Source organism: Solibacillus sp. iso_87 (assembly GCF_056173085.1).
Map to the genome: position 1 here is coordinate 288,946 of NZ_CM149656.1, position 24,113 is coordinate 313,058.

The window sequence follows — 24,113 nt, forward strand, 5'->3', positions numbered from 1 at the left end:
TTACTCGGAAGTCTTGCTCCACTCATCGTAGGGAGCTTGCCTTTCGAGTTTTTTGTTTTCTTCATTCAGCAGCAGCTGAATGAAAATAAGCCTCTGACAGATGTCACAGATTTTAAAGGAAACTTTTGAGTAAACTCAAAAAAATCCTGACGCAATTACGCCAAGGCGTAATTAATTAAATTGGAAAGGAGCTTTTATCATGAAGCTTTTGAAGGAAAAAATAGAAAAAGAGGGCCAAGTGCTTTCGGATACAGTGTTAAAGGTAGATTCATTTTTAAATCATCAGATTGATCCGTTATTAATGAAAGAAATCGGCGACGAATTTGCAAAGCGATACTCGGACCAAATCATTACGAAAGTATTGACGATCGAATCATCCGGTATTGCACCATCAACATTTTTAGGATTAACACTAGGTGCTCCTGTTGTCTTTGCACGTAAACGCAAATCACTTACATTAACGGACAACCTGTACACATCAAAAGTACATTCGTTCACGAAAAACGAGACGAACGAGATTTCAGTATCGAATAAGTTTATTACTGCGGATGACAATGTCGTAATCATTGATGATTTTTTAGCGAATGGCGAAGCTTTGAAAGGCCTGATCGATATTGCAAACCAGGCAGGTGCAACAATTGTCGGTGCCGGTATTGTAATTGAAAAAGGCTTCCAAGAAGGCGGAAAGATTTTACGCGAGCAAGGACTGCGCATCGAATCATTAGCAAATATAAAATCATTGGCTAACGGCACAGTGGAATTTTACGATTAATTTAGCAGCTCACATTTTTAAAAGGTAATAAGTTCAGACGATGTAAATTGACTCAGCAAGAGTACACATATATTGGAGGAAAACTTTTTATGAATAACACGAAAGCAACAATGCTTGGAATTCAGCATTTGTTGGCAATGTATGCAGGAGCCATTTTAGTACCGTTAATTATCGGTGGGGCATTAGGATTCAGTTCAGCGCAAATGACGTATTTAGTAGCGATCGATATTTTCATGTGTGGGGTAGCAACACTGTTCCAAGTATGGAAGGGGAAAGTAATCGGGATTGGGTTACCGGTTGTATTAGGCTGTACATTTACAGCGGTAAGTCCGATTATCGCAATCGGTTCTGACGGCGGCTTAGGTGATGTTTACGGCGCGATTATCGCATCGGGTCTTATCATCGTATTAATCGGTGGTCTTTTCGGGAAATTGATTAAGTTCTTCCCGCCTGTTGTAACTGGTTCAGTTGTAACGATTATCGGGATCAGCTTAATTCCAGTAGCCATCAACAATATGGCTGGCGGACAAGGGGCAGCAGACTTTGCATCAGGTTCAAATGTGGCGTTAGCGTTTATTACATTATTAATTATTTTAGTAATTTACCGCTTCACAGTTGGCTTCGTTCGTGCCATTGCAATTTTACTAGGTATGGTGTCAGGTACAGTAATCGGTATTTTCATGGGCAAAGTGGATTTTGCGCCAGTTGCCGAAGCATCTTGGCTGCACATTATGCAACCATTCTACTTAGCAACACCGACATTCAATGCTTCTGCTATTTTGACGATGACATTAGTGGCAATGGTATCGCTAGTTGAATCAACAGGTGTGTACTATGCATTAAGTGATATTACAAAAAAAGATTTAACTTCAAAAGATTTATCTAAAGGGTACCGTGCAGAAGGACTAGCATCGATTATCGGTGGTATTTTCAACGCATTTCCGTACACAACATTCTCACAAAACGTTGGTCTGATCCAAATGTCAGGTGTACGCGACCGCAAAGTAATCTTCATTACAGGCGGTATGCTGGTAGCACTTGGATTCCTGCCAAAGTTAGCAGCATTAACAACAATCATCCCAACACCAGTACTTGGTGCAGCGATGCTTGCAATGTTCGGTATGGTTATTACACAAGGTGTTAGAATGCTGGCACCGGAAATCGCAAAATCAATGGAAAACGCAATGGTCGCAGCACTAGGCGTCGGTCTAGGAATCGGCGTTGCCACAGTACCAGGCATTTTCGAAAACCTTCCTTCATGGATGTCGATTTTAACATCAAACGGGATTGTTGCAGGGTCTGTAACGGCGATTTTCTTGAATGTGTTGTTTAATATGGTCGGGACGAAGCGTGTTGATCCGATGCATGTGATGGATTAGGAAGAGCTGAGAAATAATTTGAATAAAAATAAATAATCCCACAGAAAAGTTAAGCAGTTAGCTTTTCTGTGGGATTTTTAATGTTGATTTTAATCAGGAATGTGTAAATTCAAGTTCACCAATACATTTTTATGAATTATAGTAAATTGTCAGAATTGTAGGTGCAACCGATGTGGGAAATCAGATTTCTTTTATTGCTAACTCTTTTATAAAACTACTACTATCTTCAATTCGAATTGGAATATAAGATGGTAAGGTTGGGAGTGGGACAATTGGCTTGCCATTATTAATCGAAGTTCCACCACTACCTATAATATTGTCAACAATTACAGATCCCTTAATGCTACCACCTTCTAGTAAATTAAGTTTAGCTTTTGGTGCTACAATGTATTGCCCTTCGGTAGGAACGCCACCACTAATTGTAATGTTACGACCACCAGAATATATATTACCATAAAAACCAGCCCCTCCAGTTAGAGTAATGTCTGCTGTTTTACTAAAATAAGAGCCATAAAGTTTTGTTTCATTACTAAATGTAGGTCCTGTAGTACCTTCGTAAAAAATATTAAGTTGTTTAAGATTTGCATTAGATTGATTATTAAAGGAGCCCTTAATATTAATAGAATTCTTCACATAAATATTTAACTTACCAGTGCCTTGGATTTTAATATGTCCTTGTTTGATATTAAAGTCATTTACATATAAACTAACAGTGTTACTTCCAATATTTAGAGTAAGTGTATTATTATCATCTACTTCAAATTTCTTGAATCGCGTATCCTTCTGTAAACTATAGACATAATTATTAGTTATATAATTAGTTGCCAAAAAATTACCATCATTAATTACATTTGTTTTATTCCATTGATCCTTTGCAACTTCTAGGTTATCAGGTAGTTTTAGTTGTGATAGTCTTAGAGCTTCATTAGTTGGATATGCTGGTAATAGCGAATCGATATCTAATGAAATCGGGGTCTTTAGTTTTCCAGAAAAATCCCCCATCCAAGACGGATATACAAATTTACTAGGATCGGAAACACTAACATTACCGTTTACCCTAGCACCGCCATCTAAACTAATTGTTCCATTTAAGGAGGCAGCGCTACCGTTAACAGTACTACTTCCAGATAAGTTGATATTTCCTTTTGTAATAGTATTATAATCAGAAAGTAGGGTTGAGCCTGTGCCTCCAGAACCTCCAGATTCCTCCGAACCTTCAGTATAGTTTGGTGATTTCACCTCAAGTTTTTGTTTCAGTTCTCGGCTATGTTTACTGTTTTCGAATTTTCCAACTGCCGATATCGTAAATGTACATTCTGTCGACTCACATGAAAAATCAACTACTGTATCTGATATAGGTTGCTCTGAAAACTGTTGCTCAAGTAAGTAGGAGTTCGTATAGCGATTATTAGTACTATTACATTTTGTTTGTGTAGCATCTCCAATGATGTCATTATACTTTTTGCAGTAGTTATTTTTAATTAGGGAGAAATAGTAATTATTAATGCTACCATGCTCTTTAATGATTTTTTTTTGTTTATTTTCATCAGGATCATTAATATCCAATTGGAGTTTGTCGTAAATTTGCTCGATTGTTTGAAGAATTTTGGATTTTTCTAAATTGATACCAGTTTCTGCTATATAGTATAGTGATTGGTCGGAGCGTTCAGAAACAGTTATTTTATTTGCGTTGCTAGTAATTGTAATTAAACTTATACCTAAAATAGAGACTAAAGACAAAACTAAAATAGTTAGAAAAAGAGCATAGCCTTGTTCGTTCGAATTCCTCATATTAATCTCCCTTCCTAAAGGCGATATCAGTTTTATAGTTTTCACTGTGTAAAAAAAACTCAATTCGTACACTGTAATTTGAATTATCGGAAATATTGAAAATAACGATGTCATTGGCAATTTGTGAACTGTTTCTCATTAAACTCTTATCGGTTGGATTAAATGTGTAGGTTGCAATTGGGTTTTCAGTATCATCCTTAAAAATATATTCATTCGATTTGTAATCAATACTAGACGTACTTCTTAAATCTTTTGTAATTAGTTTTAAAATGTAAGAAGAATCAGTAATTTGCTTCGATTCAGCAGATTGTTGACTATTTATATTAATGCTAGAAATCACGATATTTGCAGCGAGAATACCAATAATACTTAAGATAGCTAGCACTGCCATTATCTCAATTAAAGTTAATCCTTTTGAGTTGTTAAATACTTTGTTTTTCACCATTTATCAGCCCTTTAATTTGATTTCCATGTGTACGCATTTTCTATAATTGTTTTTATAATCTCTTGTCCATCTCTTAGTTCGAATACTGTAATTTTAATAGTTGTTAAATGGGGGTAATTGCAAAGTATAGAAACATCTAAATTTACTAAATAATTATCTACTGATTTTGAGTAGGTATATTTTTCCCTGTAACTAAAATCAGTTTTTGAGGGACTGTTACAACTTCCTGTAACTTGTTGTTGGAATATGTAACCATTGTTGAAGTTGGAACTTGCTGAAATTGTATTACGTGCAACCGTTTTAGAGGATAAATAAATTTTTTCCATTTCAACTTGAGCAATATAAGTAGATGAGCTAATATTTTCAGATTGTATATTAGTTTTCTTGGTTTGAAGAAATAGCCCGAAAAAAGAAATCAAAATAATCGTAATTAATACAATAGAAGCTACGACTTCCACTAAAGATACCCCACGCTCTTCTTTCAGTAATCTCACAAGATAACCCCCTTCTTCTCTTAGGTTTAAATTAAATAGAATGACACTAAACAAATCATTTATATTACAAGATATGATAGGATATTTAAATTTAAGTTTTTTAAAATTATTTTTATAGGTAAATAGAAATAACTGAAAATAAAAAATAAAATTTATGTAAAAATACATAGTCATAAAGTAATCTATCGTGTATTATAATAGTAACATAAGTAGACATTTGGTAAAAGGGATAAAAATTAGTGCATAAAAGGAAGTGTATGAGATAATATATTGAATTTATTATAATATTTTCCATAAACTGTTTATGTCAAATAAATATATAAATTAAGTTTTTTTGTTCATATATACTATAGAATAATCTTTTAGTTATAAAGTCCTTTTATACTTAATGAATTAGAGTGATTAGGCGGGGGAAGCATATGAAAGTTATCTTTAGGTCAATAATACCAGTAATTTTGCTGGTAGTCCTTTTATCATTCTGGATTCCGAACTTTATAGTAAGTTCAGTAGCTTCCGCTGATAATAAATCAGTCGGTTCTACAATAGGCGGGGTAGAAACAGGTGATTTAAAAGGCGAGGAGTTAAAAGCATTGCTGACGAATGCCGTTAACGACTGGTATACACAAAACCTGACTGTCACTGGCGGAGGTACCTCCGTCGAAGTGAGCACTTCCACATTCCAGTTTGATATTGAGAGTACAGTCGCAAATTATGAAAATCAGGTACATAAGTCATGGTTCGCCTTCTGGGAAGATACGCCGACAGTACATCTTCCATTAATAGTTTTTCCTAGTGAGATTGTGAAAAATGAGATTAGTAATATTTCGTCATGGGATACAAATTTGTCGTATAACAATGTAGAACTGAATGCCGCGTATTTAAAAACAGGTCCTGTTGAAGCGGTAGTCATAGATGTGTCGGTACTGGAAATAGATCGAATATCGTTGTCGGTCGAGCCGATGCCGGAAGGGGCAATGGGCATTAATGAACTGGTTCTTGCACTTCATGAAACGATAATAGAACCACAGATGGCTTTTTCAATGATTGAAGAACTTGGCGATACGATGAACTTGGCGAACCGTGAGGCTATTAATTTTGTTGCATCAAATCTATATAATGCAGCACTGAATATTAATGCGGAAGTTTTGGAACGTCATTCGCAAAATGAAGTCCCTTCCTATTTAAAACCTGGCTTGGAAGCAAAGGTGGATGCACTTGCAAACGAGGATCTCAAATTCGCAAATAGTTCATCAAATCCAGTCGTTTTAAAACTGATTATGGAAGAAGGGAATTTGAAGACCGAGGTATATACACCTGCAAAGGAAACGGAAGTAGATGTGACAGTTTCGCAGGAAGAGGAGATCCAGCCCCGTACAATCACACGTTATTCCGCTGACCTGGCAATTGGCCAGACGGAACAAATACAGGAAGGTGCGAAAGGATTACGCGTCTCGGTCTATCGTACAGCTTTTGATGAGCAAAAGCTTGTAAGCCGCGATTATTATCCGCCTGTTGACCGGATAATTGTGAAGTCATCCAAACAACCGGAAGTGAAGACACCATCAGAAAACTTGAACAACGATCCTGCCTATCAAGTTGATTTAGATGGAGATGGTTTTCCGGATGCTGATACAACGAATGGAAATGGACATAACAACGGATCGACTACACCAGTTAGCGGGCCGCAAAATACCGACTCAAATGTAACAAATAATACTCAAGGGTCCGAAACGAATAATTCCGAAAAAGGGGATCCTGAAGAAGAGAATCTTCCTCCTGGCAGCTATTACGATAAAGGCGGAAATTTAATTACTCCAAAATAAAGGAGGACGTAAAATATGAAGGCGAAATCGAGAAAACGCTTAGGCGACTTGCTTTTAGAGTCAGGTGTTATTACCGAAGCACAGCTTACTTATGCACTGGCAAATAAAAGACGGGATGAAAAGCTCGGGGATTTTTTCATAAAAGAAAACATACTGACGGAACAACAGTTAATTGAAGTACTGGAGTTCCAACTAGGTATTCCACATATGACGCTAAGCAACTATGTCATAGCACCGGAGCTGCTACAGCTTGTACCGAGAGAACTGGCAAAACGTGCGAATATTATGCCCGTACGTCGGGACAAAAACAAGCTACTTATTGCGATGGCAGACCCGATGGATTACTTTGCGATTGAAGAAGTCCGCATGGCAACGGGTTGCCAAATCGAGACAAGTATTGTCGCGAAGGACGACCTGTACCGGACGATAACAAAATACTATGACCTGCAAGCTTCAATGGATGCAGCTTTAACTGAAATAGAAGTGAATACACCGGAAGTGCAGCAGGAAATTACCGATGAGGATTCGGCTATTGTCCGGCTCGTAAACCAGATCATCAATAATGGGGTCGCCCAGCGTGCATCCGATATTCACTTTGATCCGCATGAAACAGAGTACAGAATTCGTTATCGTGTCGATGGAGTGCTTCGTACAGAACGTTCTCTGCCAAAGCATATGCAAAATATGATGACGGCCCGTGTAAAAATTATGGGTGGACTGAATATTACGGAAAACCGGATTCCACAGGATGGCCGGTTTAAGGTAAATATCGAATTCAAAAGTGTCGATATTCGTCTTTCTACATTACCGACTGTGTATGGCGAGAAAATCGTTATGCGGATATTGGATATAAGCAATGCGGCAACAGACATATCACATTTAGGGTTTACGGAAAAAAATGAAGCAGTTTTCAGGAAGATGATCGAGAAACCGAATGGCATTGTGCTAATTACAGGTCCGACAGGTTCAGGGAAATCTTCTACGTTATATGCCGCGCTTTCGAATTTAAATAATGAAGGTGTCAACATTATTACAGTTGAGGATCCGGTCGAATATCAGTTAAATGGTGTCAACCAGATTCAGGTAAAAGAAGAAGTAGGATTAACGTTCGCCGCGGGATTACGTTCAATTTTACGTCAAGACCCGGACATTATCATGATCGGGGAAATTCGTGATCTGGAAACCGCACAAATTTCGATCCGTGCATCATTAACAGGGCATCTTGTATTAAGCACATTACATACAAACAGTGCAATTGAATCGATTTCAAGACTGCAGGACATGGGAATTGAACCGTTTCTTATTTCCTCTTCACTAGTCGGGATAATGGCACAACGTCTAGTCCGTCAAATTTGTAGGGACTGTACGACAGAGATAGAGCCTACAATTAGGGAAAAGCAGATTTTTGCGAATAATGGATTAGAAGTTAACAAGATTCGAAAAGGTCGCGGATGTGCGGCATGTGGAAATACCGGCTATCGCGGACGACTTGCTATTCATGAGTTACTTCCTGTTGACCGTGGATTGAAAGATCTCATTCTAAACGGTGCAAGCAGCTATGAAATTGGCGATTATATGCAAAATTCAGGGTACAACACATTATTGCAGGACGGTTTATTGAAGGTGCTTGCCGGTGTCACGACAACAGAAGAAGTACTACGTGTAGCGACGATTGACTAGGGAGGAATGGGCATGACATTGAACATACAGGATTTACTGCAGCATGCGTATGATGAAAATGCTTCCGATTTGCATGTCACTACCGGCATCCCTCCTGTTTACCGAGTAAATGGTCAGTTGAAGCAATATGGCGATGTAATTATAACGGCGGAAATGATTGAGCAAATGGTAAAAGATATTTTACCGGCATACAAAGCAGCCGAGTTTGAAGAAAAGGGCGAAACCGATTTCAACTATTCATTGAAAGACTTTTGCCGTTTTCGTGTAAATACGTATCATCAACGAAATGTCGGAGCAATTGCTGCTCGTCTCATTTCGAGTGAAATCCCGACAATTGAATCATTGAATATGCCGAAAGTGCTGTACGATTTAGCTGAAAAACCACAAGGACTCATTTTAGTAACTGGTCCAACTGGTTCAGGTAAGTCAACAACACTCGCAGCAATGATTGACTATATTAATGAAACAAAATCAAAGCATATTATTACGCTGGAAGACCCGATTGAATATTTACATTCACATAAAAAATCGGTAGTGAATCAACGTGAAATTGGAGTGGATACCGGTTCATTTGCAAATGGTCTGCGTGCATCGCTCCGTCAAGATCCCGATATTATTCTAGTTGGGGAAATGCGAGATTTAGAGACAATTTCAACAGCGATTACGGCAGCAGAAACAGGGCATTTAGTATTTGGCACACTTCATACGTCAAGTGCACCGACAACAATCGACCGTATAATCGATGTGTTCCCGCCTCATCAGCAAGGGCAAATTCGGATTCAATTAGCCAACGTATTGCAAGGAATTGTTTCACAGCGCTTATTCATTCGGAAAGATAAAACGGGCAGGGTTGCCGCAACAGAAATTCTGGTAAGTATTCCAGCTGTAACAAATTTGATACGAAATGAAAAAATTCATCAAATTCCAAGTATTATGCAAACTAACCGAGCGTTAGGGATGCATACGTTGGAGACATCCATACAAGCGCTTGTTTCTTCCGGAAAAGTTTCGTTGGAGGAAGTACGGCCATATTTGAATGTGGGTGATTACAGTTGACCGTATTTAAATATGTAGGACGAACAAAAATGGGGGCAACGCAAAAAGGGACGATTGATGCAGCGAATAAAGCAGCCGCCATTTCAAAGCTTCGCGAAAAGGGTATCAATCCTCGAGAATTAGAAGAGTCGAAAAGTCTATTGCATATGGAAGTCAGCTTGGGCAGCAAAAAAGTTAAAACACAGGATTTTGTTATTTACTGCCGTCAGTTTGCGACATTGATCCGTGCGGGTGTTTCACTCGTAGAAGCGACGGATATTTTAGCAAAGCAGGCGACAAGCAAGCCGTTGAAAAAGGCGCTTGAAGCAGTAGAAGAAGATATTCGTTCGGGTATTCCATTTTCGGATGCAGTCAGGAAACATCCGAAAGCGTTTCCTGAACTGTTCGTCAATATGATGCGTTCGGGGGAGGCAACAGGGAATATCGACGACACGCTGGAGCGTCTGGCGAATTCGTACGAAAAATCTTTCAGGTTAATCAAAAAAGTGCAGTCGACGCTGACATACCCTGCGATGCTTTTAATAATGATTGTAGTTGTCGTGTTTTTCATGCTGATTTTCATTGTACCGACATTTGTTGAATCGTTTGAATCGATGGATGCCGAACTCCCGACTTTAACGGTTTGGACAGTAGCTTTAGGAAATTGGCTGAAACAATACTGGTGGCTCCCGATTGGAGTCTTAGCTATTGGGGTTACTGTATTTCAGTATTTATATAGGAATAATGAACAGTTCAATTACACCGTCCATTATTTGATGCTGAAGATGCCGATATTTGGACCGCTTTTACAAAAAACAGCGATAGCAAGGTTGACGCGTAATCTTTCATCTTTATTTAGCAGTGCAGTGCCTATATTACAGGCATTGGCAATTTCACAAAAAGTATCCGGGAACCCGGTTGTAGGGAAAGTGGTCCTGGATGCACGGGCAAGTTTGGAAAGAGGCAGCTCGCTGACAGAGCCGCTTGAGAAAAGCTGGATTTTCCCGCCTATGGTAACGAGTATGACAAGAATTGGTGAATCTACCGGGTCCCTTGATTATATGCTTGAGAAGATTGCAGATTTTTATGAAGAGGAAGTTGAGCGAACAGTCGATACACTGAAATCGCTGATTGAGCCATTGATGATTGTTATTTTGGCGGGTGCAGTTGGACTTATCGTAGCGGCAATTTTCATGCCGATGTTCAGTCTGTACGAAAATATGTAAAAAGAAAAAAGACGTTTTGCAAGGAGGCATCGAAGGAGTACAAAGCGTCAGTGCAAAAACAAACTTGATATTAAAAATAAGAGGAGGATTTTATATGTTTAACACAATAAAAAAACGTATTAAAAATGAGAAAGGTTTATCTTTAGTTGAGCTTTTAGCAGTAATCGTTATTTTGGGTATTGTAGCGGCGATTGCTGTTCCAGCTATTGGTAATATTATTGAAAATAGTCGTTCAAAAGCAATAATATCAGATGCGGTAAATGTAATGAACGCTGCAAATCTTTATTTTACAGAAAATTCAACTGCTGAAAACGGAACTGTTACTATTGCACAGTTGAAATCTGGTGGTTTTCTAGAATCAGAAGGTAAGTTAACTTCAGCTACAGTAACTAAAAAGGCAGGGGGAAATACAATTACTTTCTCAGCACCAGTAAAAGGAACAGCTACGACTTATACTGATATCACTTTAACAAGATTGAATAGCGCAACAGTAAGTAGTGGAACTATTACAATACCAGCAGCACCAACAACTTAATAATCATCCCCCAAAGAACACCCAACCCAACAACACTTGGGTGTTCCATTGAGTGATGATTGTGCCATTTAAACAGGCGCTTCTCAAAACAGGCATTACATTAATGGTTAAAGGGGAGGATCCCTCTATGTTCAATATGAAAAGAAAATCGCATGTATCCATCGTCATCAGTGACTATGTAATGCGTGCGCTCGTTTTAAAAGGCGCAACAGTGGATCAACCCGTTATTTATGAAATGCCCTTACCGAAAACTGCGGTTCAGGAAGGGGTTATTCTCGATGAGATGGCGATGTATGATTTAATTAAATCAAGTGTTCAAAATTGGGGCGGAAGAAAGCAAAATGTACGCTTCCTTGTGCCGGATACATCGATTCTATTAAAGACCTTCGAACATCCTGCTGATATTAGTGGTAAAAAACTAAAGGAATTTGTGCAAATGGAAGTTGGCCAATCGATTCATCTGCCGTTCCAGGAACCGCTTATTGATGTACATGATCCGATTGAAGGGGACGGGAAAGCTGTTCTGTTTGCCGCACCGCCAGATGAAGTGGACAAGATGATCGGTCTGATGTTGGACAACCATTTGAATCCGCAAGTGGCCGATATTCGTGCTTTATGTAATTTAAGGTTGCTTGAACATATCGAGTTTATCGATACAAATCGTACATATTTGGTGACAGACTGGTCAATCAATGAATTGTCGATTTGCATTTATTCAAACGGTGAAATAGAGTTTCTGCGATTCCAGACGATTGATACGAATCCGGATAACTGGCAGCAAAATATTATCGAAAATGACGAAGTCGAATTTAACTATACAGCTGATTTGGATGATTTCCGTGCAGCAACTACTGATCAGGTACTGGAAATCGACCGTATGATGAACTTCTTTAAATTCTCGCTCCATAAAGGAGAAAGAGAAGTTGATGAAATCGTTGTTATGGGAGATCATCCGTTACTGCATTCAATTGAAGCACTGCTGAATGAAAATCTGCCGACACCGGTAAGCATTGTCGATGATAAGGTAATCGACGAGCATTTTCCAAACTGCAAAGCAAAACATGCTACTTTGCTGGGACTTGCTTTAAAGGAGGTTAATGAATGATTCCGGATATTAACCTTCTGCCCAAAATTGAAAAGGGTGCGACGAGTTTAAAGTTAGCCTTTATTTTGGTTGGAATTTTATCAATATTGACACTAGGCTTACTGGCATTCACTTATTTCAGTGCGAAAAGCGAAATTGCAAGTGCTGTGCCAGAACGTGATTCCTTATTGCTGACAAGAGACTCATTAAACGCCGAATTAGCTTCATCGCAAACAGGGAGTCAAGGTTCATTGGAAGAATCGGTTGCTTTTGTTGAACGTGTTTCATATCCGGTCTCTCCGATTATAATTGAGACAAGAAATTTATTGCCGACGGATACATATTTGCGTTCCTATGCATTTTCTGAGACAGGTGTAGAAGTAGCGGTCGATTTCGAAACATTGAATGCTATTTCATCATATGTAAGTCAGCTGGAAAAAAGTCCATATTTTGATGATGTTCAAGTGGGAACAATCCAAAACTTTGAACTTAATCCAACTGATGAAGAAATTTATGATACACAGCAATTCACGGAAGTACCGCGATATAGCGTAGAAATTTCCCTTGTAATTGATCAATTGCACGTAGCTGCTGGAGGTGAAGAGTAATGAATTCCATCTCAAGCAGTAAAAACGGAACACTCCTCATCGTAATTGCATTGGCGATGGCTTTGCTGTTTGCTATGTATTACTATGTCGTCAATCCGAAGCAGGATGAGGAACAGATGATTCGTTCTGAGATTAATAGCCTTCATACAGAAATCGCCGCAATAGAGGAAACAATTGCAGCAAATCAGTCACAGCAATCTCAAACGAATGAAAATGAATTTGCACTACGTAAAAAAGTGCCGGATAACCGGGAGATTGATGAGCTTATTTTATCGATTGAGGAAATGCAGTATGTAACAGATTCACGAATTCAAAGCATCGATTTTAATAACTATGATGCACTTGTTTCTAGTTCGGAACTAAAAGACCCGCTTTCAACACCGGAAACGGAAGAAGGGACTGTATCTGATTTAACACAGAGTGCTATTGATCAAACAGAGGGTACGGAGGCTTCAGAAGAACTACCTGTTTCCACAATCGCAGTAGAAACATTACCGCCTTCACTGAAGTTAGTTACATTTAACATCAATGTTGCTGCGCCAAATGACGTAAACCTGCTGCAGTTCATTGAAGAAATCGAAAAGAAAGAACGTGTAATGCGAATCGATATAATTGATTTCGCGCTTCCAGGTGAAGAAGACAAATTTACGGAAGAAGCATCGGAAATCGTAACAGCCGATATTCAAGTCACAACTTTCTACTATGAGTAACATATAGCAGGTACAAGTAAGGAGCGTTATAAAATGGAAATTATGTATACAATATTTGCGGGGATTTTCGGATTGGTTTTCGGTTCGTTTTACAATGTAGTCGGATTACGGGTACCGAAAAAAGAGTCGATTGTGACACCGCCATCTCACTGTGTCCATTGCAATCGACGTTTAAGCGCTTTTGAACTCATACCTGTTTTTTCGTACATATTTTTACGAGGAAAATGCCGGACATGCGGTGTGAAAGTATCGCCGATTTACGCGTTTACTGAACTTGTAACGGGACTGCTTTTTGCGTTTGCTGTATGGCAGCTCGGCATCACATGGGAATTGGCAGTAGCTTTACTGTTTATTTCTCTATTGGTCATTATAAATGTTTCGGATATTGCGTACATGCTTATTCCGGATAAGATATTATTGTTTTTCCTGCCGCTACTAATCATTGGCAGAATTCTTTCGCCGCTTGATCCGTGGTGGGATAGTATTGCCGGCGCTGCAATCGGATTTTCAATTCTACTGTTAATCGCGGTCATTTCCAAAGGTGGAATGGGCGGCGGAGACATTAAACTGTTTTTACTAATCGGTTTAGTGTTGGGAACATTCAATACGTTATTAACCTTATTTTTAGCTTCGGTAATCGGAATGATTGTCGGCATCGTCATTTTGAAAATCCGTGGGAAAGGGCGCAAAACCCCTGTACCGTTCGGACCATCAATTGCTATTGCCGCGATCATCGTATACTTTTACGGTGACCAACTCATTGATATGTATTTAAACTTACTATAACGATAAAAAGGGGTGTCCTGAATTCATTTTCGGGGCATCCCTTTAAATATAACTTAATAATCTAATATGATTTTCTCAAATGGGTGATTAGTCAGAAGCTCATGTGTTGCAAGTTCCACTACTTTTTCCACAGTATCTCCTAAAACTAATATGCGGTAGTTGCCAAAATCATTATAATAGGCTTCTGCTTCAACATATTTAGTAGTTTCGCTCTGTATATTCCTGAGAATATATACGACGATTTCATAACCATCCTTTACAAATTGAATTTTTTTCAATAAAAACAACCTCCTCAACATTAGTTTATTACCGGCTGAAAGTAATTGACTAAACTTGTTGGAAGGTTGTGTAGGATCGTTAAAAATTATTCAGCATTTGGATAAATCATCGTTTTTGGATCAACATAACGCTCAAATTCCTCTTCTGTTAAAAGACCTGAAGCGATGGCCGCTTCTTTTAATGTTGTGCCTTCTTTATGGGCCGTTTTCGCAATTTTCGCCGCATTTTCATAACCGATATACGGGTTTAACGCAGTAACAAGCATTAACGAATTTTTCAGGTTAGCGTCCAATACTTCCATGTTCGGCTCGATACCGACTGCGCAATTGAAGTTGAATGATTTCATCGAATCGGCAAGCAGGCGTGCTGATTGCAGGAAGTTATAGATGATTACCGGCTTGAAAACGTTCAGTTCGAAATTACCTTGTGAAGCTGCGAAGGCGATTGTTGCGTCATTGCCGACAACTTGTGTCACGACCATTGTCATTGCTTCACTTTGTGTCGGGTTTACTTTACCTGGCATGATTGATGAACCTGGTTCGTTCTCAGGAATTGTAATCTCACCGATACCCGAGCGCGGACCACTTGCAAGCCAGCGTACATCATTGGCGATTTTCATTAAATCGGCAGCCAATGCCTTTAATGCACCGTGTGCTGTCACAACTTCATCATGGCTTGTTAGTGCATGGAATTTGTTTTCCGCAGATGTGAATTCAATACCTGTTAGTTTGCTGATTTCTGCAGCTGTGCGGGCACCGAATTCCGGGTGGGCGTTAATGCCTGTACCAACGGCAGTACCGCCAATCGCAAGCTCCTTCATGAACTGCGTGTTCACCATTATCATTTTTTCACATTTTAACAGCATATGGTGCCAGCCGCCGATTTCCTGACCAAGTGTAAGCGGTGTTGCATCCTGTAAATGGGTACGACCAATTTTAATAATATCGTTAAACGCTAACGCTTTTTCCTTTAAAGTCGCCTGTAACAGCTTTAAGCGAGGCATTAAATAGTTCTCTACGATTTCAACTGCAGCAATATGTAGCGCAGTAGGGAATGTGTCATTGGAGCTTTGTGATTTGTTGACGTCATCGTTTGGATGAACCTTTTCATCCGATCCGACTGCCATCAGCTTTTCATTCGCTAAGTGGGCAATTGTCTCGTTCACGTTCATGTTTGTCTGTGTACCGCTACCTGTTTGCCAAACGACAAGAGGGAAGTGTTCATCCCATTTGCCTGCAAGAATTTCGTCGGCTGCTTCCACAATCGCATTTTTTTTCGCATCGGAAAGCTTGCCCAACTTATTATTGGCGATGGCCGCTGCTTTTTTCAAAATAGTCATGGCACGAATAATTTCGATTGGCATTCTTTCTGTGCCAATTTGGAAGTTTTCCTTGCTTCGCTGTGTTTGTGCACCCCAAATTTTATCTGCTGGTACACGAATTTCACCTAAAGTGTCTTTTTCAATGCGGAATTCCAACTAAATCATCTCCTTTAATATATGTATACCCAATTTTTCATGAAAAAATGGCAAATCGTGTGAGGGGATTTGCCATTCTTCCAGGAGAAAAGATAAATCTTTTTATCTTTTCGAAATATGAGAAAAGTAATTAATGAGTTTCGAATCTGAACTGGGGGGAACAGTATCGAAAAGGTTTTATTAACCTTACGATGATAATGATAATCTTTATCAATTGGAAAGTCAAGGCTTTTATTAAACAAATTTTTAGAAAATTCTATTTGCTGAATCTCCCAATATGTAAAACAACGCCGAAAGCACCGAACCGAATAGGATACTTTAGACGTTGTTGTTTTTGGTAATCACTTAGGAAGTCATCCCCTTAATTTTGTTAAACTATTTTTACATAAAAGTCGCGACCGTTTGTCAGTTCAGGAATTTCTACATTTTTTTCGTTCTTATAATAGTCTGAAATAATATTTGCAAGACCGGCATAGCCATTTAACAATGTTCCTTGTTTAATTTCTTTTGCAATGTTATGGAACTCAAAATAGTGAAGTGCATCATCGCTCAGCCCATACAAAATTCTTTCTATATCTGCAAGGGGAATGTTGATGCCTCTCGTATATCGGCACTCACGCTTATATGTATGGTGCGCGATATTTATTGGTGTTGTTTCATTAATCATCGTCAATTGGTTCATAATGTGGCCTCCTTGAATAGTAAATATAATTTGTTTAATATATTATACCCCAAAACGAACGGCTGTAATCAGAATATTTACTAAATTTAGACATCTACATAGCTTTTACCAATCATCTCCTTGCTGCATTTCCTCAGCTACCATTTGTAAATCATATGCATTGATCATCAATAGCTCGTATTCCTCATGCTGCTCCATATACTTTTGGATGAGGCGAAGCACATACTTTGGGGACCCTTCATTTTCTACATCGTAGACGAGCAATGTCGCATCTGTATTATCGATAATGAATTTATCCTTTTCGATAAACTGCCATGGTGCTTCATAAGGGCGCTTCGTCACGCTTGTCACAAAATCGGCATTACTTACTATATGCATAAAGGTCTCTTGTTTATGCTCATTCCAATTTTTTTCCTGTTCCAAGAAGGGGGTAATAATGGAGTATTTGAGTTGCGGGTAGTCGTTTTTAAGTTCAAGTACAACTTGTGCCGCCCATGTTTCAACGCCTTGCTGGCCGCTGATTACGACCCACTCGAGCCCATCTTCTATAAGAATGCGCAGCTGGTTTTCCAGCGCCTTTTTAATAACCGGGACACCAGGATGCTTGTCATTAAATATGCCTAGTTCATGTGGACGGTAGCCCGTAATATAAAGTGATTTCATCATAAGTCTCCTTTGCTAACCATCAATAAAATAAGGGCACTATGCATAACACAGCGCCCTTTAAATATACTATCTATTCACTAAAAACAGCTTTAATCTGCTCAATTGCCCAATCTAAATCATCTTTTGAAATGATTAGCGGTGGAGCGAAGCGGATTACAGTGTCATGTGTTTCTTTGCAAAGCAATTTGCGTTCTGCCAGCTTTTCGCAGTAGGGGCGAGCTGATTCGTGAAGCTCAACACCTATGAAAAGACCGCGCCCGCGAACTTCTTTAACCATCGGGTTCTCAATTGTCTGAAGCTGTTCTTTAAAGTAATTTCCAAGCTCCAATGAACGCTCTGTCAGCTTTTCATCTATTAATACATCAATCGCTGCAATTGATACGGCACATGCAAGCGGGTTACCGCCGAATGTTGAGCCGTGTGAACCTGGATTGAACACACCTAGAATATCATCGTTTGCAACAACTGCTGAGATCGGATAAACACCACCGCCAAGCGCCTTACCTAAAATGTAGACGTCCGGTGTAACATCTTCCCATTCACAAGCAAACAGTTTTCCTGTCCGTGATAAACCTGTTTGGATTTCATCTGCAATAAAAAGAACATTATTTTCTTTACATAAGTTATACGCTGCTTTTAAGAAGCCTTCAGTCGGGATGATGATACCTGCTTCTCCCTGAATCGGCTCGACGATAAATGCCGCTGTATTCGGTGTAATAGCTTCCTTCAATGCATCAATATCACCGTAAGGAACTAATGTGAAGCCTTCCAGCATCGGACCGAAACCACGCTTATATTCCGCTTCCGAGGATAAAGACACAGCACCCATTGTACGGCCATGGAAATTGCCGTTACAGCCGATAATTTGCGCTTTATTTGCCTCGATGCCTTTTACTTCATATCCCCAGCGACGTGCTGTTTTAATGGCTGTTTCCACAGCTTCAGCGCCTGTATTCATCGGCAGCACCATATTTTTGCCCGTTAGCTTACTGACCTTTTCATACCAAACGCCTAATGTGGCACTATGGAAGGCACGTGACGTAAGTGTCACCGAATCTGCCTGATCTTTTAACGCCTGAATAATTTTCGGATGGCGATGACCTTGGTTTAAGGCAGAATACGCCGAAAGCATATCTAAATAACGGTTGCCTTCAGGGTCTGTCACCCAAGAACCTTCTGCTTTTTCGATTACGATCGGAAGTGGGTGATAGTTATGCGCCCCGAATTTTTCCGTAGTTGAAATAAGTTGTTCTGATTTTGTTGTCATGATGAAATCCTCCTTAAGCAAATTTACTTGTAAAACAGATAAATCCATTGCAAAAGACAGAAAAAATTACATATACGATGCAGGTTTCTTCCAAATTAATGTTAACAGAATACCGAAGAAGATGACAACCGTTGCAAAGTAATATGGGTAGTTAATATCAATATCGAATAACATTCCGCCTAAAATCGGACCGAAAATATTCGCCAGACTTGTAAACATCGAGTTCATTCCACCGACGAAACCTTGCTCATTGCCGGCAATTTTTGATAAATAGCTCGTAACGGCAGGACGGAATAAGTCGAAGCCGATAAAGACAATACATGTGACAAGTAAAATAGCAAAATATGAGCTGACAACGGTCATTAAAAATACGAGAACACCCGATAAAATTAGGCTGTAGCGAATGAGTTTAATCTCTCCCCATTTTTGTGCAAGCCTATCAAACAGCAGAACTTGCGCAACCGCTCCGAAAATCGCGCCACCTGTAATAATGATCGCGATATCCACAGGGGTAAACCCGAATTTATGATCGACAAACAGACTGAAGAACGATTCGAATGCCGCGAGTCCGAATGATGCGACAAAAATTAAAATAAACGCGATCAAGTACATCGGTTCTAAAATGCGTTTAAATCCGGATGTTTGTGCCGGTGCATTTTCCGCATTTTCCGTATTGCGTTCCGGTTCACGCAGTAAAATAATCGATAAAATCGCAGCTGTTGTACCGAGTGCCCCTGCAAAGTAGAAAGGCACACGTGTACCGAAATCGGCTAAAAATCCACCGATGCCCGGTCCGATAATGAAACCTGTACTAATTGCCGCACTCATGTAGCCAAGTGCTTTTGGACGTGTTTCCATTGTCGTAATGTCCGCAATAAATGCCGTAACAGCAGGCATAATAAACGCTGCACTGATTCCGCCTAAGACACGGGAAATGAAAAGAACTTCTATCGTTTTCCCTAACCCGAATAGAAATTCCGAAATACCGAAAATAAATAATCCGAGGACGATCATAATTTTACGTCCATATTTATCAACCGCTTTACCGGCGATTGGTGAAACAATCAGTTGTGCAATTGCGAATGCTGCTGTTAAATAGCCGATAACCTGTCCGCTTAATTGCAGTTCATTCATTAGAGTAGGGAGTACAGGGATCACCAAACCGATTCCTAGAAAGGCGATGAACAGGTTTAATAATAGTAACCCTAATGTTATTTTATAGTCTTTCATTGTTATTGCTCCTTATTAAGTTGTGAAAAAATCGTTAATCCGCACTTTCTAACATAAACCCTACAGTAGCTATAGAGTCAATAGAACTGTTTTAAGTAATTGTTAAAATTAGTTAAAGCAGCTTAACCTTTAATTCCACGATGAACTGGTCTTCTTCGCTTGGAGAATAGTTAAGGGGCATGAAGATTTCATAGACAACCGGTACAACCTGTAAATGATGCTCTTCTATATAATGATAAAGTTTCTGGTATTGTGTTAAATACGTATCCGGCTTAAAAATAAACGCAATACACACGTAGCGTCCTGCAGGTATCGTTTTCACGTCCATATCTGTTGTTAAATGGGTAATATACCGGTCTGTAATCAGCGGTGTGAAAACATGGCTGTAATGCAGTTCATCCAGACTGTCATATTGCTCGTAAGGGAAAATACATCCATAACGATTGCTCAGCAAGCTGTTTTCAACTTCCAATGTTTTATTTAAGGAACTGTAGTACGTATTTGGAATATAGTACGGTGTCAGTTCATTTGTTTTAATCGATAAAATCCGGACTGATTCTTCATTTTTGAAATATACCGTATCCATCACATCAATCGCCAGCTGTTCTTCCATCTGCCTTTTTGTTTTATATAAGGATTGCTGAATTTCGTACATGCGATTCATCTGCTGTTCGATGACAATTTCCTGCTTCTGCAAAAAGGATAGAAGTTCGGCGGGGGTAAACTGCTGTGCTGCTTTAATTTCCTCCAATGAGACACCGATATATTTTAATGATTTGATAATATCCAAATGATAAAATTGTGAGTCTTTGTAGTAGCGGTAATTTGTTTTAGGATCGACATAGGAAGGTTTAAATAAGCCGATCTGATCATAGTAGCGTAAAGTTTGAATAGAGATATTCGTCAGTTTGGAAACCTCACCGATTGCATAATATTTTTCTTCCATAGGATGTCCTCCGAAGTACAATGTTATCGGTATCTTAACATTAATGGGGATAGGGGGTAAATTATTTTGGAAAACCGAAAAAATCACACCTCCATATTTCATGAGATGTGATGTGCATTCAATATTTTATATTAGCAGCTAGATGAACAGGGCTTTTCCTGCTGTAGAAATACCCTACGAGTAATAATACAAGCGCGACTGTAACGGTACCGCCTGCAAACAGCAGGGGGGCTTTAAACGTGCGAAAATGAGTTTCCAGACGGGATGCAATGACTGGTCCTATAATTTGCCCAATAGCATAGAACGTAGTCAATATAGATACGACATAGTTGCTTTGCTTTGGAAACAGCTGTCTAGCATAGGCGGTCGACATTGTTACGAGTCCAACAAACGTAAAACCAAAGGACATCGCCGACAACAGTACGCTCCATGCAGATTGTGATAAAACAGGAAGTAAAATGCCGATAATCTGTAAGGAATAGGCTATAGTCATCATCGAAACTGGTGAAAAACGGGACATGTATTTCATCCAGATTGGTGCTGACGGAATAGCAGCCAGCCCGGCAAGTACCCAACTATATCCGGCATAGGCACGCAATGATTCGATATTATATATAATGTCTACTAAAAAAGTACCTGTAATAATATAGCCGAGACCTTCCAAGCCATATGCAATAATTAGCCATGGCATAAATCCTCGCCAAATATTGTTGTCCGCAGACTTTGGTTCCTTTATATGATTTGCAACGCTTAACTGGCGCCATAAAAAGATTATCGTTGCTAAAAATAAGACAGATAATGCGCCAAGACCAAGCCAGGACCCTTGCCAGTTAAAGCTTGCTTCAAAGTATGGTACGAAAAGTCCTGATAATGCGATACCCAATCCAACTCCGCTAAACAAATAGCCGCTCCAGCGGGTTAATAAATTTGCCGCTAAATAATCCATCACAATACTTGATGTAAGAACAAATATGAATCCACTCGTTAAGCCGGCGATAAAACGTAAAAGTATCCAGATTAAATAGGATTCAACCAGTCCCATTAAAATGATTGAGAACACATTCAGAAATACATTTATTAATAGAAAGTTTTTTTTTGACTTGTAAACAAAGCCGGCACCTAAAGCTCCGATGAAATATCCGATATAATTGCTTGATGCGAGCCAACCGCCTTGTGCAAACGATAAATTTTCATCAACACGCATGAACGGTAAAATCGGTGTGAAAGCAAAGCGGCTAATCCCCATTGCAACAGCTAAAAATAAAATGCCCCCTAAAATAACACTGTAGTGTTGACGGTTCATGAACATCCCCCCTGGAAAAAACATACCCTTACAGTAATTGTAACACTCTTAAATTCAAGAGTAATAGAGAAAATACCCGTAAAAATGAGAGAAACTAAAAAAGAAAAGAGATGAAGCGAAAGTTGGATACTTCCGTTTCATCTCTATATAAACTCCTTATGAATGAGCAGGTGCTCCCTGTTTCCCTCTGTTGTTGGCACTTGCTTCTTCTTTTGCACGCTGTTTTTTCATTTTGTTTACATTTGAACGTAATAGTAAAGAAATACCTAATGAAATCGCGATTAAGAAGCTGAATAAATAGAATACTGGAATATAGCTGTTTGTCGCTTCGTGAATTGTTGAAACGATAATCGGACCAAAAATACCACCAAGTGACCATGTTGTTAATAAATAACCGTGAATTACGCCAAGTTGCTTCGTACCGAATAAATCACTAGCGAATGCTGGTAAGTTCGAGAAGCCACCACCGTAACAACTAACTACTAAGAAAATGAATAGTTGTAAAAGAAGTGCATTTGTCGTAAATGGTAATGTAATAAAGGCAATTAATTGAATCGTGAAGAAGATCACGAATACGTTAGAACGCCCAATATAATCTGATCCAGCCGCCCATAGTAAACGACCACCACCGTTGAATAATCCCATTAATCCAACCATTGTCGCAGCAGCGGCTACTGACAAGCCGGCAATTTCCTGAGACATTGGCGAAGCAACGGAAATCATCATTAAACCAGATGTAACGTTAATTAAGTGCATTGCCCAAAGCATCCAGAACTGTTTCGTACGAACAGCTTCACGTGCTGACATTTGAGCGATTTCCTGTGTTTTTGCTTTACCTGTAGCAACAGCTTCTTCTACTTCACCTGGCTTAGGTGGAGCAATGTAAAGTGCGCCAATCATCATTAATACAAAGTAACTAATACCTAAAATAAAGTACGTATTTGAAATCCCTACAGCCTCCATAAGACTTACGGCAACCGGCGCTGTAATTAAAGCACCTGAACCGAATCCTAATACAGCCATCCCTGTCGCTAAACCACGACGGTTAGGGAACCATTTAACAAGTGTTGATACTGGAGCGATATAACCAATCCCCATCCCAAGACCACTTAATAACCCATAAGTTAACCAATATAAGACAACCGAATCCATAGCAATTGCAATCCCTGCGCCACCTTGACCTAAACCAAAGAGTACTGCTGCAACCATCGCTGCTTTTCTCGGACCTAATTTTTCTACTGTACTACCAAATAGTGCGGCAGCAAAACCTGCTAACCCCATCATAATTGTAAACGCAATTGTAATTTGCGATGCATCCCATCCAAGCTCAGAAGCAATTGGATTTTTATACACACTGTATGCATAAGCTCCACCGATCGAAAGGTGAATAGCGATTGCTGATGCAGCAATTAACCAACGATTCTTTTTCAAAAATATTCCCCCTCACACAAAAATAAATATCAGTTATACGACATTTCTCTACTTGAAGTAGTTATGTCTAAAGTATGAACGTCCATGTACAATAACTTAACACTAACTTATTATGTTGCGCAAGTAGAATTTCTTAAAATAAATTATCTCGAAAAAACATATATTTCTCTTTTGGGTAATAAATCTGTACTTAAAGTAAATATTTTTTGATGGTTAAATGGCGCTGTAACGTTGATAAATCAAGGTTTCTCAAGGGTTGAGTGTTTGTTCAATATAACAATGTATAAAGGGGAGGATAATATTGTAAACTATAATAAATTCTATTTAAATAACTAAAAATACTTAGTTGTGCCTATAATTTCTCTTAAATGCAGAAAGGGAAATCAAAGAAAATACTTTTGAACTCATAATATAACAGTTACTAATACACATATAACTAACTCAAAAATTGCTTTATGCACTGG

Annotated in this window: 23 protein-coding genes; 11 read left to right on the top strand and 12 right to left on the bottom strand. The window is 39.0% G+C overall.

Annotation, left to right across the window (positions count from 1 at the left end):
- The first annotated feature begins 199 nt into the window (after positions 1–199).
- Positions 200–772 carry a xanthine phosphoribosyltransferase gene (locus AC0VXV_RS01475; RefSeq protein WP_475530030.1) on the top strand — a complete coding sequence of 191 codons (573 nt, stop codon included), beginning with the start codon at positions 200–202 and terminating at the stop codon, positions 770–772.
- 89 nt (positions 773–861) lie between these two features.
- Positions 862–2,151 (top strand): nucleobase:cation symporter-2 family protein, encoded by a 1,290-nt coding sequence (locus tag AC0VXV_RS01480; protein WP_475530031.1) that lies wholly within the window; start codon positions 862–864, stop codon positions 2,149–2,151.
- Between the two features lie 180 nt (positions 2,152–2,331).
- Here AC0VXV_RS01480 and AC0VXV_RS01485 read toward each other — a convergent pair whose 3' ends face one another.
- From AC0VXV_RS01485 to AC0VXV_RS01495, 3 genes are read right to left on the bottom strand one after another with little or no spacing between them, the layout of a single operon-like run.
- Positions 2,332–3,942, bottom strand: coding sequence for a PilX N-terminal domain-containing pilus assembly protein (locus AC0VXV_RS01485; RefSeq protein WP_475530032.1), 1,611 nt, complete (start codon positions 3,940–3,942; stop codon positions 2,332–2,334).
- A gap of 1 nt (position 3,943) precedes the next feature.
- Complete coding sequence (locus AC0VXV_RS01490; protein ID WP_475530033.1) at positions 3,944–4,387, bottom strand: prepilin-type N-terminal cleavage/methylation domain-containing protein; 444 nt, start codon at positions 4,385–4,387, stop codon at positions 3,944–3,946.
- An 11-nt stretch (positions 4,388–4,398) separates the two neighbouring features.
- Positions 4,399–4,881 (bottom strand): type IV pilus modification PilV family protein, encoded by a 483-nt coding sequence (locus AC0VXV_RS01495; RefSeq protein ID WP_475530034.1) that lies wholly within the window; start codon positions 4,879–4,881, stop codon positions 4,399–4,401.
- 419 nt (positions 4,882–5,300) lie between these two features.
- Between AC0VXV_RS01495 and AC0VXV_RS01500 the strand changes: the two genes are divergently transcribed.
- From AC0VXV_RS01500 to AC0VXV_RS01540, 9 genes are all read left to right on the top strand, one after another.
- Complete coding sequence (locus AC0VXV_RS01500) at positions 5,301–6,704, top strand: VanW family protein (RefSeq protein ID WP_475530035.1); 1,404 nt, start codon at positions 5,301–5,303, stop codon at positions 6,702–6,704.
- 15 nt (positions 6,705–6,719) lie between these two features.
- On the top strand, positions 6,720–8,384 hold the full coding sequence (locus tag AC0VXV_RS01505) for a GspE/PulE family protein (protein ID WP_475530036.1): 1,665 nt from the start codon (positions 6,720–6,722) through the stop codon (positions 8,382–8,384).
- A gap of 12 nt (positions 8,385–8,396) precedes the next feature.
- A complete protein-coding gene (locus tag AC0VXV_RS01510; protein ID WP_475530037.1) occupies positions 8,397–9,440 on the top strand; it encodes a type IV pilus twitching motility protein PilT in 1,044 nt (347 codons plus the stop codon).
- Positions 9,437–10,645, top strand: a complete 1,209-nt coding sequence (locus tag AC0VXV_RS01515; protein ID WP_475530038.1) for a type II secretion system F family protein — start codon at positions 9,437–9,439, stop codon at positions 10,643–10,645. The genes AC0VXV_RS01510 and AC0VXV_RS01515 overlap by 4 nt, the downstream gene beginning before the upstream one ends.
- 94 nt (positions 10,646–10,739) lie before the next feature.
- Entirely contained in the window at positions 10,740–11,180 is a 441-nt protein-coding gene (locus tag AC0VXV_RS01520) for a competence type IV pilus major pilin ComGC (protein WP_475530039.1), read from the top strand.
- A gap of 127 nt (positions 11,181–11,307) precedes the next feature.
- The gene (gene pilM / locus AC0VXV_RS01525) at positions 11,308–12,285 is read left to right on the top strand and encodes a type IV pilus biogenesis protein PilM (protein ID WP_475530040.1); all 978 of its coding nucleotides are present in this window, start codon (positions 11,308–11,310) and stop codon (positions 12,283–12,285) included.
- Complete coding sequence (locus AC0VXV_RS01530; protein ID WP_475530041.1) at positions 12,282–12,872, top strand: PilN domain-containing protein; 591 nt, start codon at positions 12,282–12,284, stop codon at positions 12,870–12,872. Before pilM ends, AC0VXV_RS01530 begins: the two co-directional genes overlap by 4 nt.
- Complete coding sequence (locus AC0VXV_RS01535) at positions 12,872–13,582, top strand: potassium transporter (protein WP_475530042.1); 711 nt, start codon at positions 12,872–12,874, stop codon at positions 13,580–13,582. Before AC0VXV_RS01530 ends, AC0VXV_RS01535 begins: the two co-directional genes overlap by 1 nt.
- 33 nt (positions 13,583–13,615) lie before the next feature.
- Positions 13,616–14,368 (top strand): prepilin peptidase, encoded by a 753-nt coding sequence (locus AC0VXV_RS01540; RefSeq protein ID WP_475530043.1) that lies wholly within the window; start codon positions 13,616–13,618, stop codon positions 14,366–14,368.
- Between the two features lie 53 nt (positions 14,369–14,421).
- Here AC0VXV_RS01540 and AC0VXV_RS01545 read toward each other — a convergent pair whose 3' ends face one another.
- The 9 genes from AC0VXV_RS01545 to AC0VXV_RS01585 all read right to left on the bottom strand — a co-directional run bounded on the left by AC0VXV_RS01545 (position 14,422) and on the right by AC0VXV_RS01585 (position 23,649).
- A complete protein-coding gene (locus tag AC0VXV_RS01545) occupies positions 14,422–14,646 on the bottom strand; it encodes a hypothetical protein (RefSeq protein ID WP_475530044.1) in 225 nt (74 codons plus the stop codon).
- 86 nt (positions 14,647–14,732) lie between these two features.
- Positions 14,733–16,124, bottom strand: a complete 1,392-nt coding sequence (gene fumC, locus AC0VXV_RS01550) for a class II fumarate hydratase (RefSeq protein WP_475530045.1) — start codon at positions 16,122–16,124, stop codon at positions 14,733–14,735.
- A 370-nt stretch (positions 16,125–16,494) separates the two neighbouring features.
- On the bottom strand, positions 16,495–16,806 hold the full coding sequence (locus tag AC0VXV_RS01555) for a hypothetical protein (protein WP_475530046.1): 312 nt from the start codon (positions 16,804–16,806) through the stop codon (positions 16,495–16,497).
- Between the two features lie 105 nt (positions 16,807–16,911).
- The gene (locus tag AC0VXV_RS01560) at positions 16,912–17,472 is read right to left on the bottom strand and encodes an SLOG family protein (protein ID WP_475530047.1); all 561 of its coding nucleotides are present in this window, start codon (positions 17,470–17,472) and stop codon (positions 16,912–16,914) included.
- A gap of 70 nt (positions 17,473–17,542) precedes the next feature.
- Positions 17,543–18,739: an ornithine--oxo-acid transaminase gene (locus tag AC0VXV_RS01565; RefSeq protein WP_475530048.1), complete on the bottom strand. Its 1,197-nt coding sequence runs from the start codon at positions 18,737–18,739 to the stop codon at positions 17,543–17,545.
- 66 nt (positions 18,740–18,805) lie between these two features.
- A complete protein-coding gene (gene norA / locus AC0VXV_RS01570; RefSeq protein ID WP_475530049.1) occupies positions 18,806–19,969 on the bottom strand; it encodes a multidrug efflux MFS transporter NorA in 1,164 nt (387 codons plus the stop codon).
- 112 nt (positions 19,970–20,081) lie between these two features.
- On the bottom strand, positions 20,082–20,915 hold the full coding sequence (locus AC0VXV_RS01575) for a MerR family transcriptional regulator (protein WP_475530050.1): 834 nt from the start codon (positions 20,913–20,915) through the stop codon (positions 20,082–20,084).
- A gap of 118 nt (positions 20,916–21,033) precedes the next feature.
- Positions 21,034–22,218 (bottom strand): YbfB/YjiJ family MFS transporter, encoded by a 1,185-nt coding sequence (locus AC0VXV_RS01580; RefSeq protein WP_475530051.1) that lies wholly within the window; start codon positions 22,216–22,218, stop codon positions 21,034–21,036.
- 156 nt (positions 22,219–22,374) lie between these two features.
- Positions 22,375–23,649, bottom strand: coding sequence for an L-lactate MFS transporter (locus AC0VXV_RS01585; RefSeq protein ID WP_475530052.1), 1,275 nt, complete (start codon positions 23,647–23,649; stop codon positions 22,375–22,377).
- Positions 23,650–24,113: the final 464 nt, after the last annotated feature.

Excerpts from the sequence above, each read along its gene's own strand:
- AC0VXV_RS01475 (WP_475530030.1), top strand. The coding sequence starts at position 200 with ATGAAGCTTTTGAAGGAAAAAATAGAAAAAGAGGGCCAAGTGCTTTCG.
- AC0VXV_RS01480 (WP_475530031.1), top strand. The coding sequence starts at position 862 with ATGAATAACACGAAAGCAACAATGCTTGGAATTCAGCATTTGTTGGCA.
- AC0VXV_RS01485 (WP_475530032.1), bottom strand. The coding sequence starts at position 3,942 with ATGAGGAATTCGAACGAACAAGGCTATGCTCTTTTTCTAACTATTTTA.
- AC0VXV_RS01490 (WP_475530033.1), bottom strand. The coding sequence starts at position 4,387 with ATGGTGAAAAACAAAGTATTTAACAACTCAAAAGGATTAACTTTAATT.
- AC0VXV_RS01500 (WP_475530035.1), top strand. The coding sequence starts at position 5,301 with ATGAAAGTTATCTTTAGGTCAATAATACCAGTAATTTTGCTGGTAGTC.
- AC0VXV_RS01505 (WP_475530036.1), top strand. The coding sequence starts at position 6,720 with ATGAAGGCGAAATCGAGAAAACGCTTAGGCGACTTGCTTTTAGAGTCA.
- AC0VXV_RS01510 (WP_475530037.1), top strand. The coding sequence starts at position 8,397 with ATGACATTGAACATACAGGATTTACTGCAGCATGCGTATGATGAAAAT.
- AC0VXV_RS01520 (WP_475530039.1), top strand. The coding sequence starts at position 10,740 with ATGTTTAACACAATAAAAAAACGTATTAAAAATGAGAAAGGTTTATCT.
- pilM (WP_475530040.1), top strand. The coding sequence starts at position 11,308 with ATGTTCAATATGAAAAGAAAATCGCATGTATCCATCGTCATCAGTGAC.
- AC0VXV_RS01530 (WP_475530041.1), top strand. The coding sequence starts at position 12,282 with ATGATTCCGGATATTAACCTTCTGCCCAAAATTGAAAAGGGTGCGACG.
- AC0VXV_RS01535 (WP_475530042.1), top strand. The coding sequence starts at position 12,872 with ATGAATTCCATCTCAAGCAGTAAAAACGGAACACTCCTCATCGTAATT.
- AC0VXV_RS01540 (WP_475530043.1), top strand. The coding sequence starts at position 13,616 with ATGGAAATTATGTATACAATATTTGCGGGGATTTTCGGATTGGTTTTC.
- AC0VXV_RS01555 (WP_475530046.1), bottom strand. The coding sequence starts at position 16,806 with ATGAACCAATTGACGATGATTAATGAAACAACACCAATAAATATCGCG.
- AC0VXV_RS01560 (WP_475530047.1), bottom strand. The coding sequence starts at position 17,472 with ATGATGAAATCACTTTATATTACGGGCTACCGTCCACATGAACTAGGC.
- AC0VXV_RS01565 (WP_475530048.1), bottom strand. The coding sequence starts at position 18,739 with ATGACAACAAAATCAGAACAACTTATTTCAACTACGGAAAAATTCGGG.
- norA (WP_475530049.1), bottom strand. The coding sequence starts at position 19,969 with ATGAAAGACTATAAAATAACATTAGGGTTACTATTATTAAACCTGTTC.
- AC0VXV_RS01575 (WP_475530050.1), bottom strand. The coding sequence starts at position 20,915 with ATGGAAGAAAAATATTATGCAATCGGTGAGGTTTCCAAACTGACGAAT.
- AC0VXV_RS01580 (WP_475530051.1), bottom strand. The coding sequence starts at position 22,218 with ATGAACCGTCAACACTACAGTGTTATTTTAGGGGGCATTTTATTTTTA.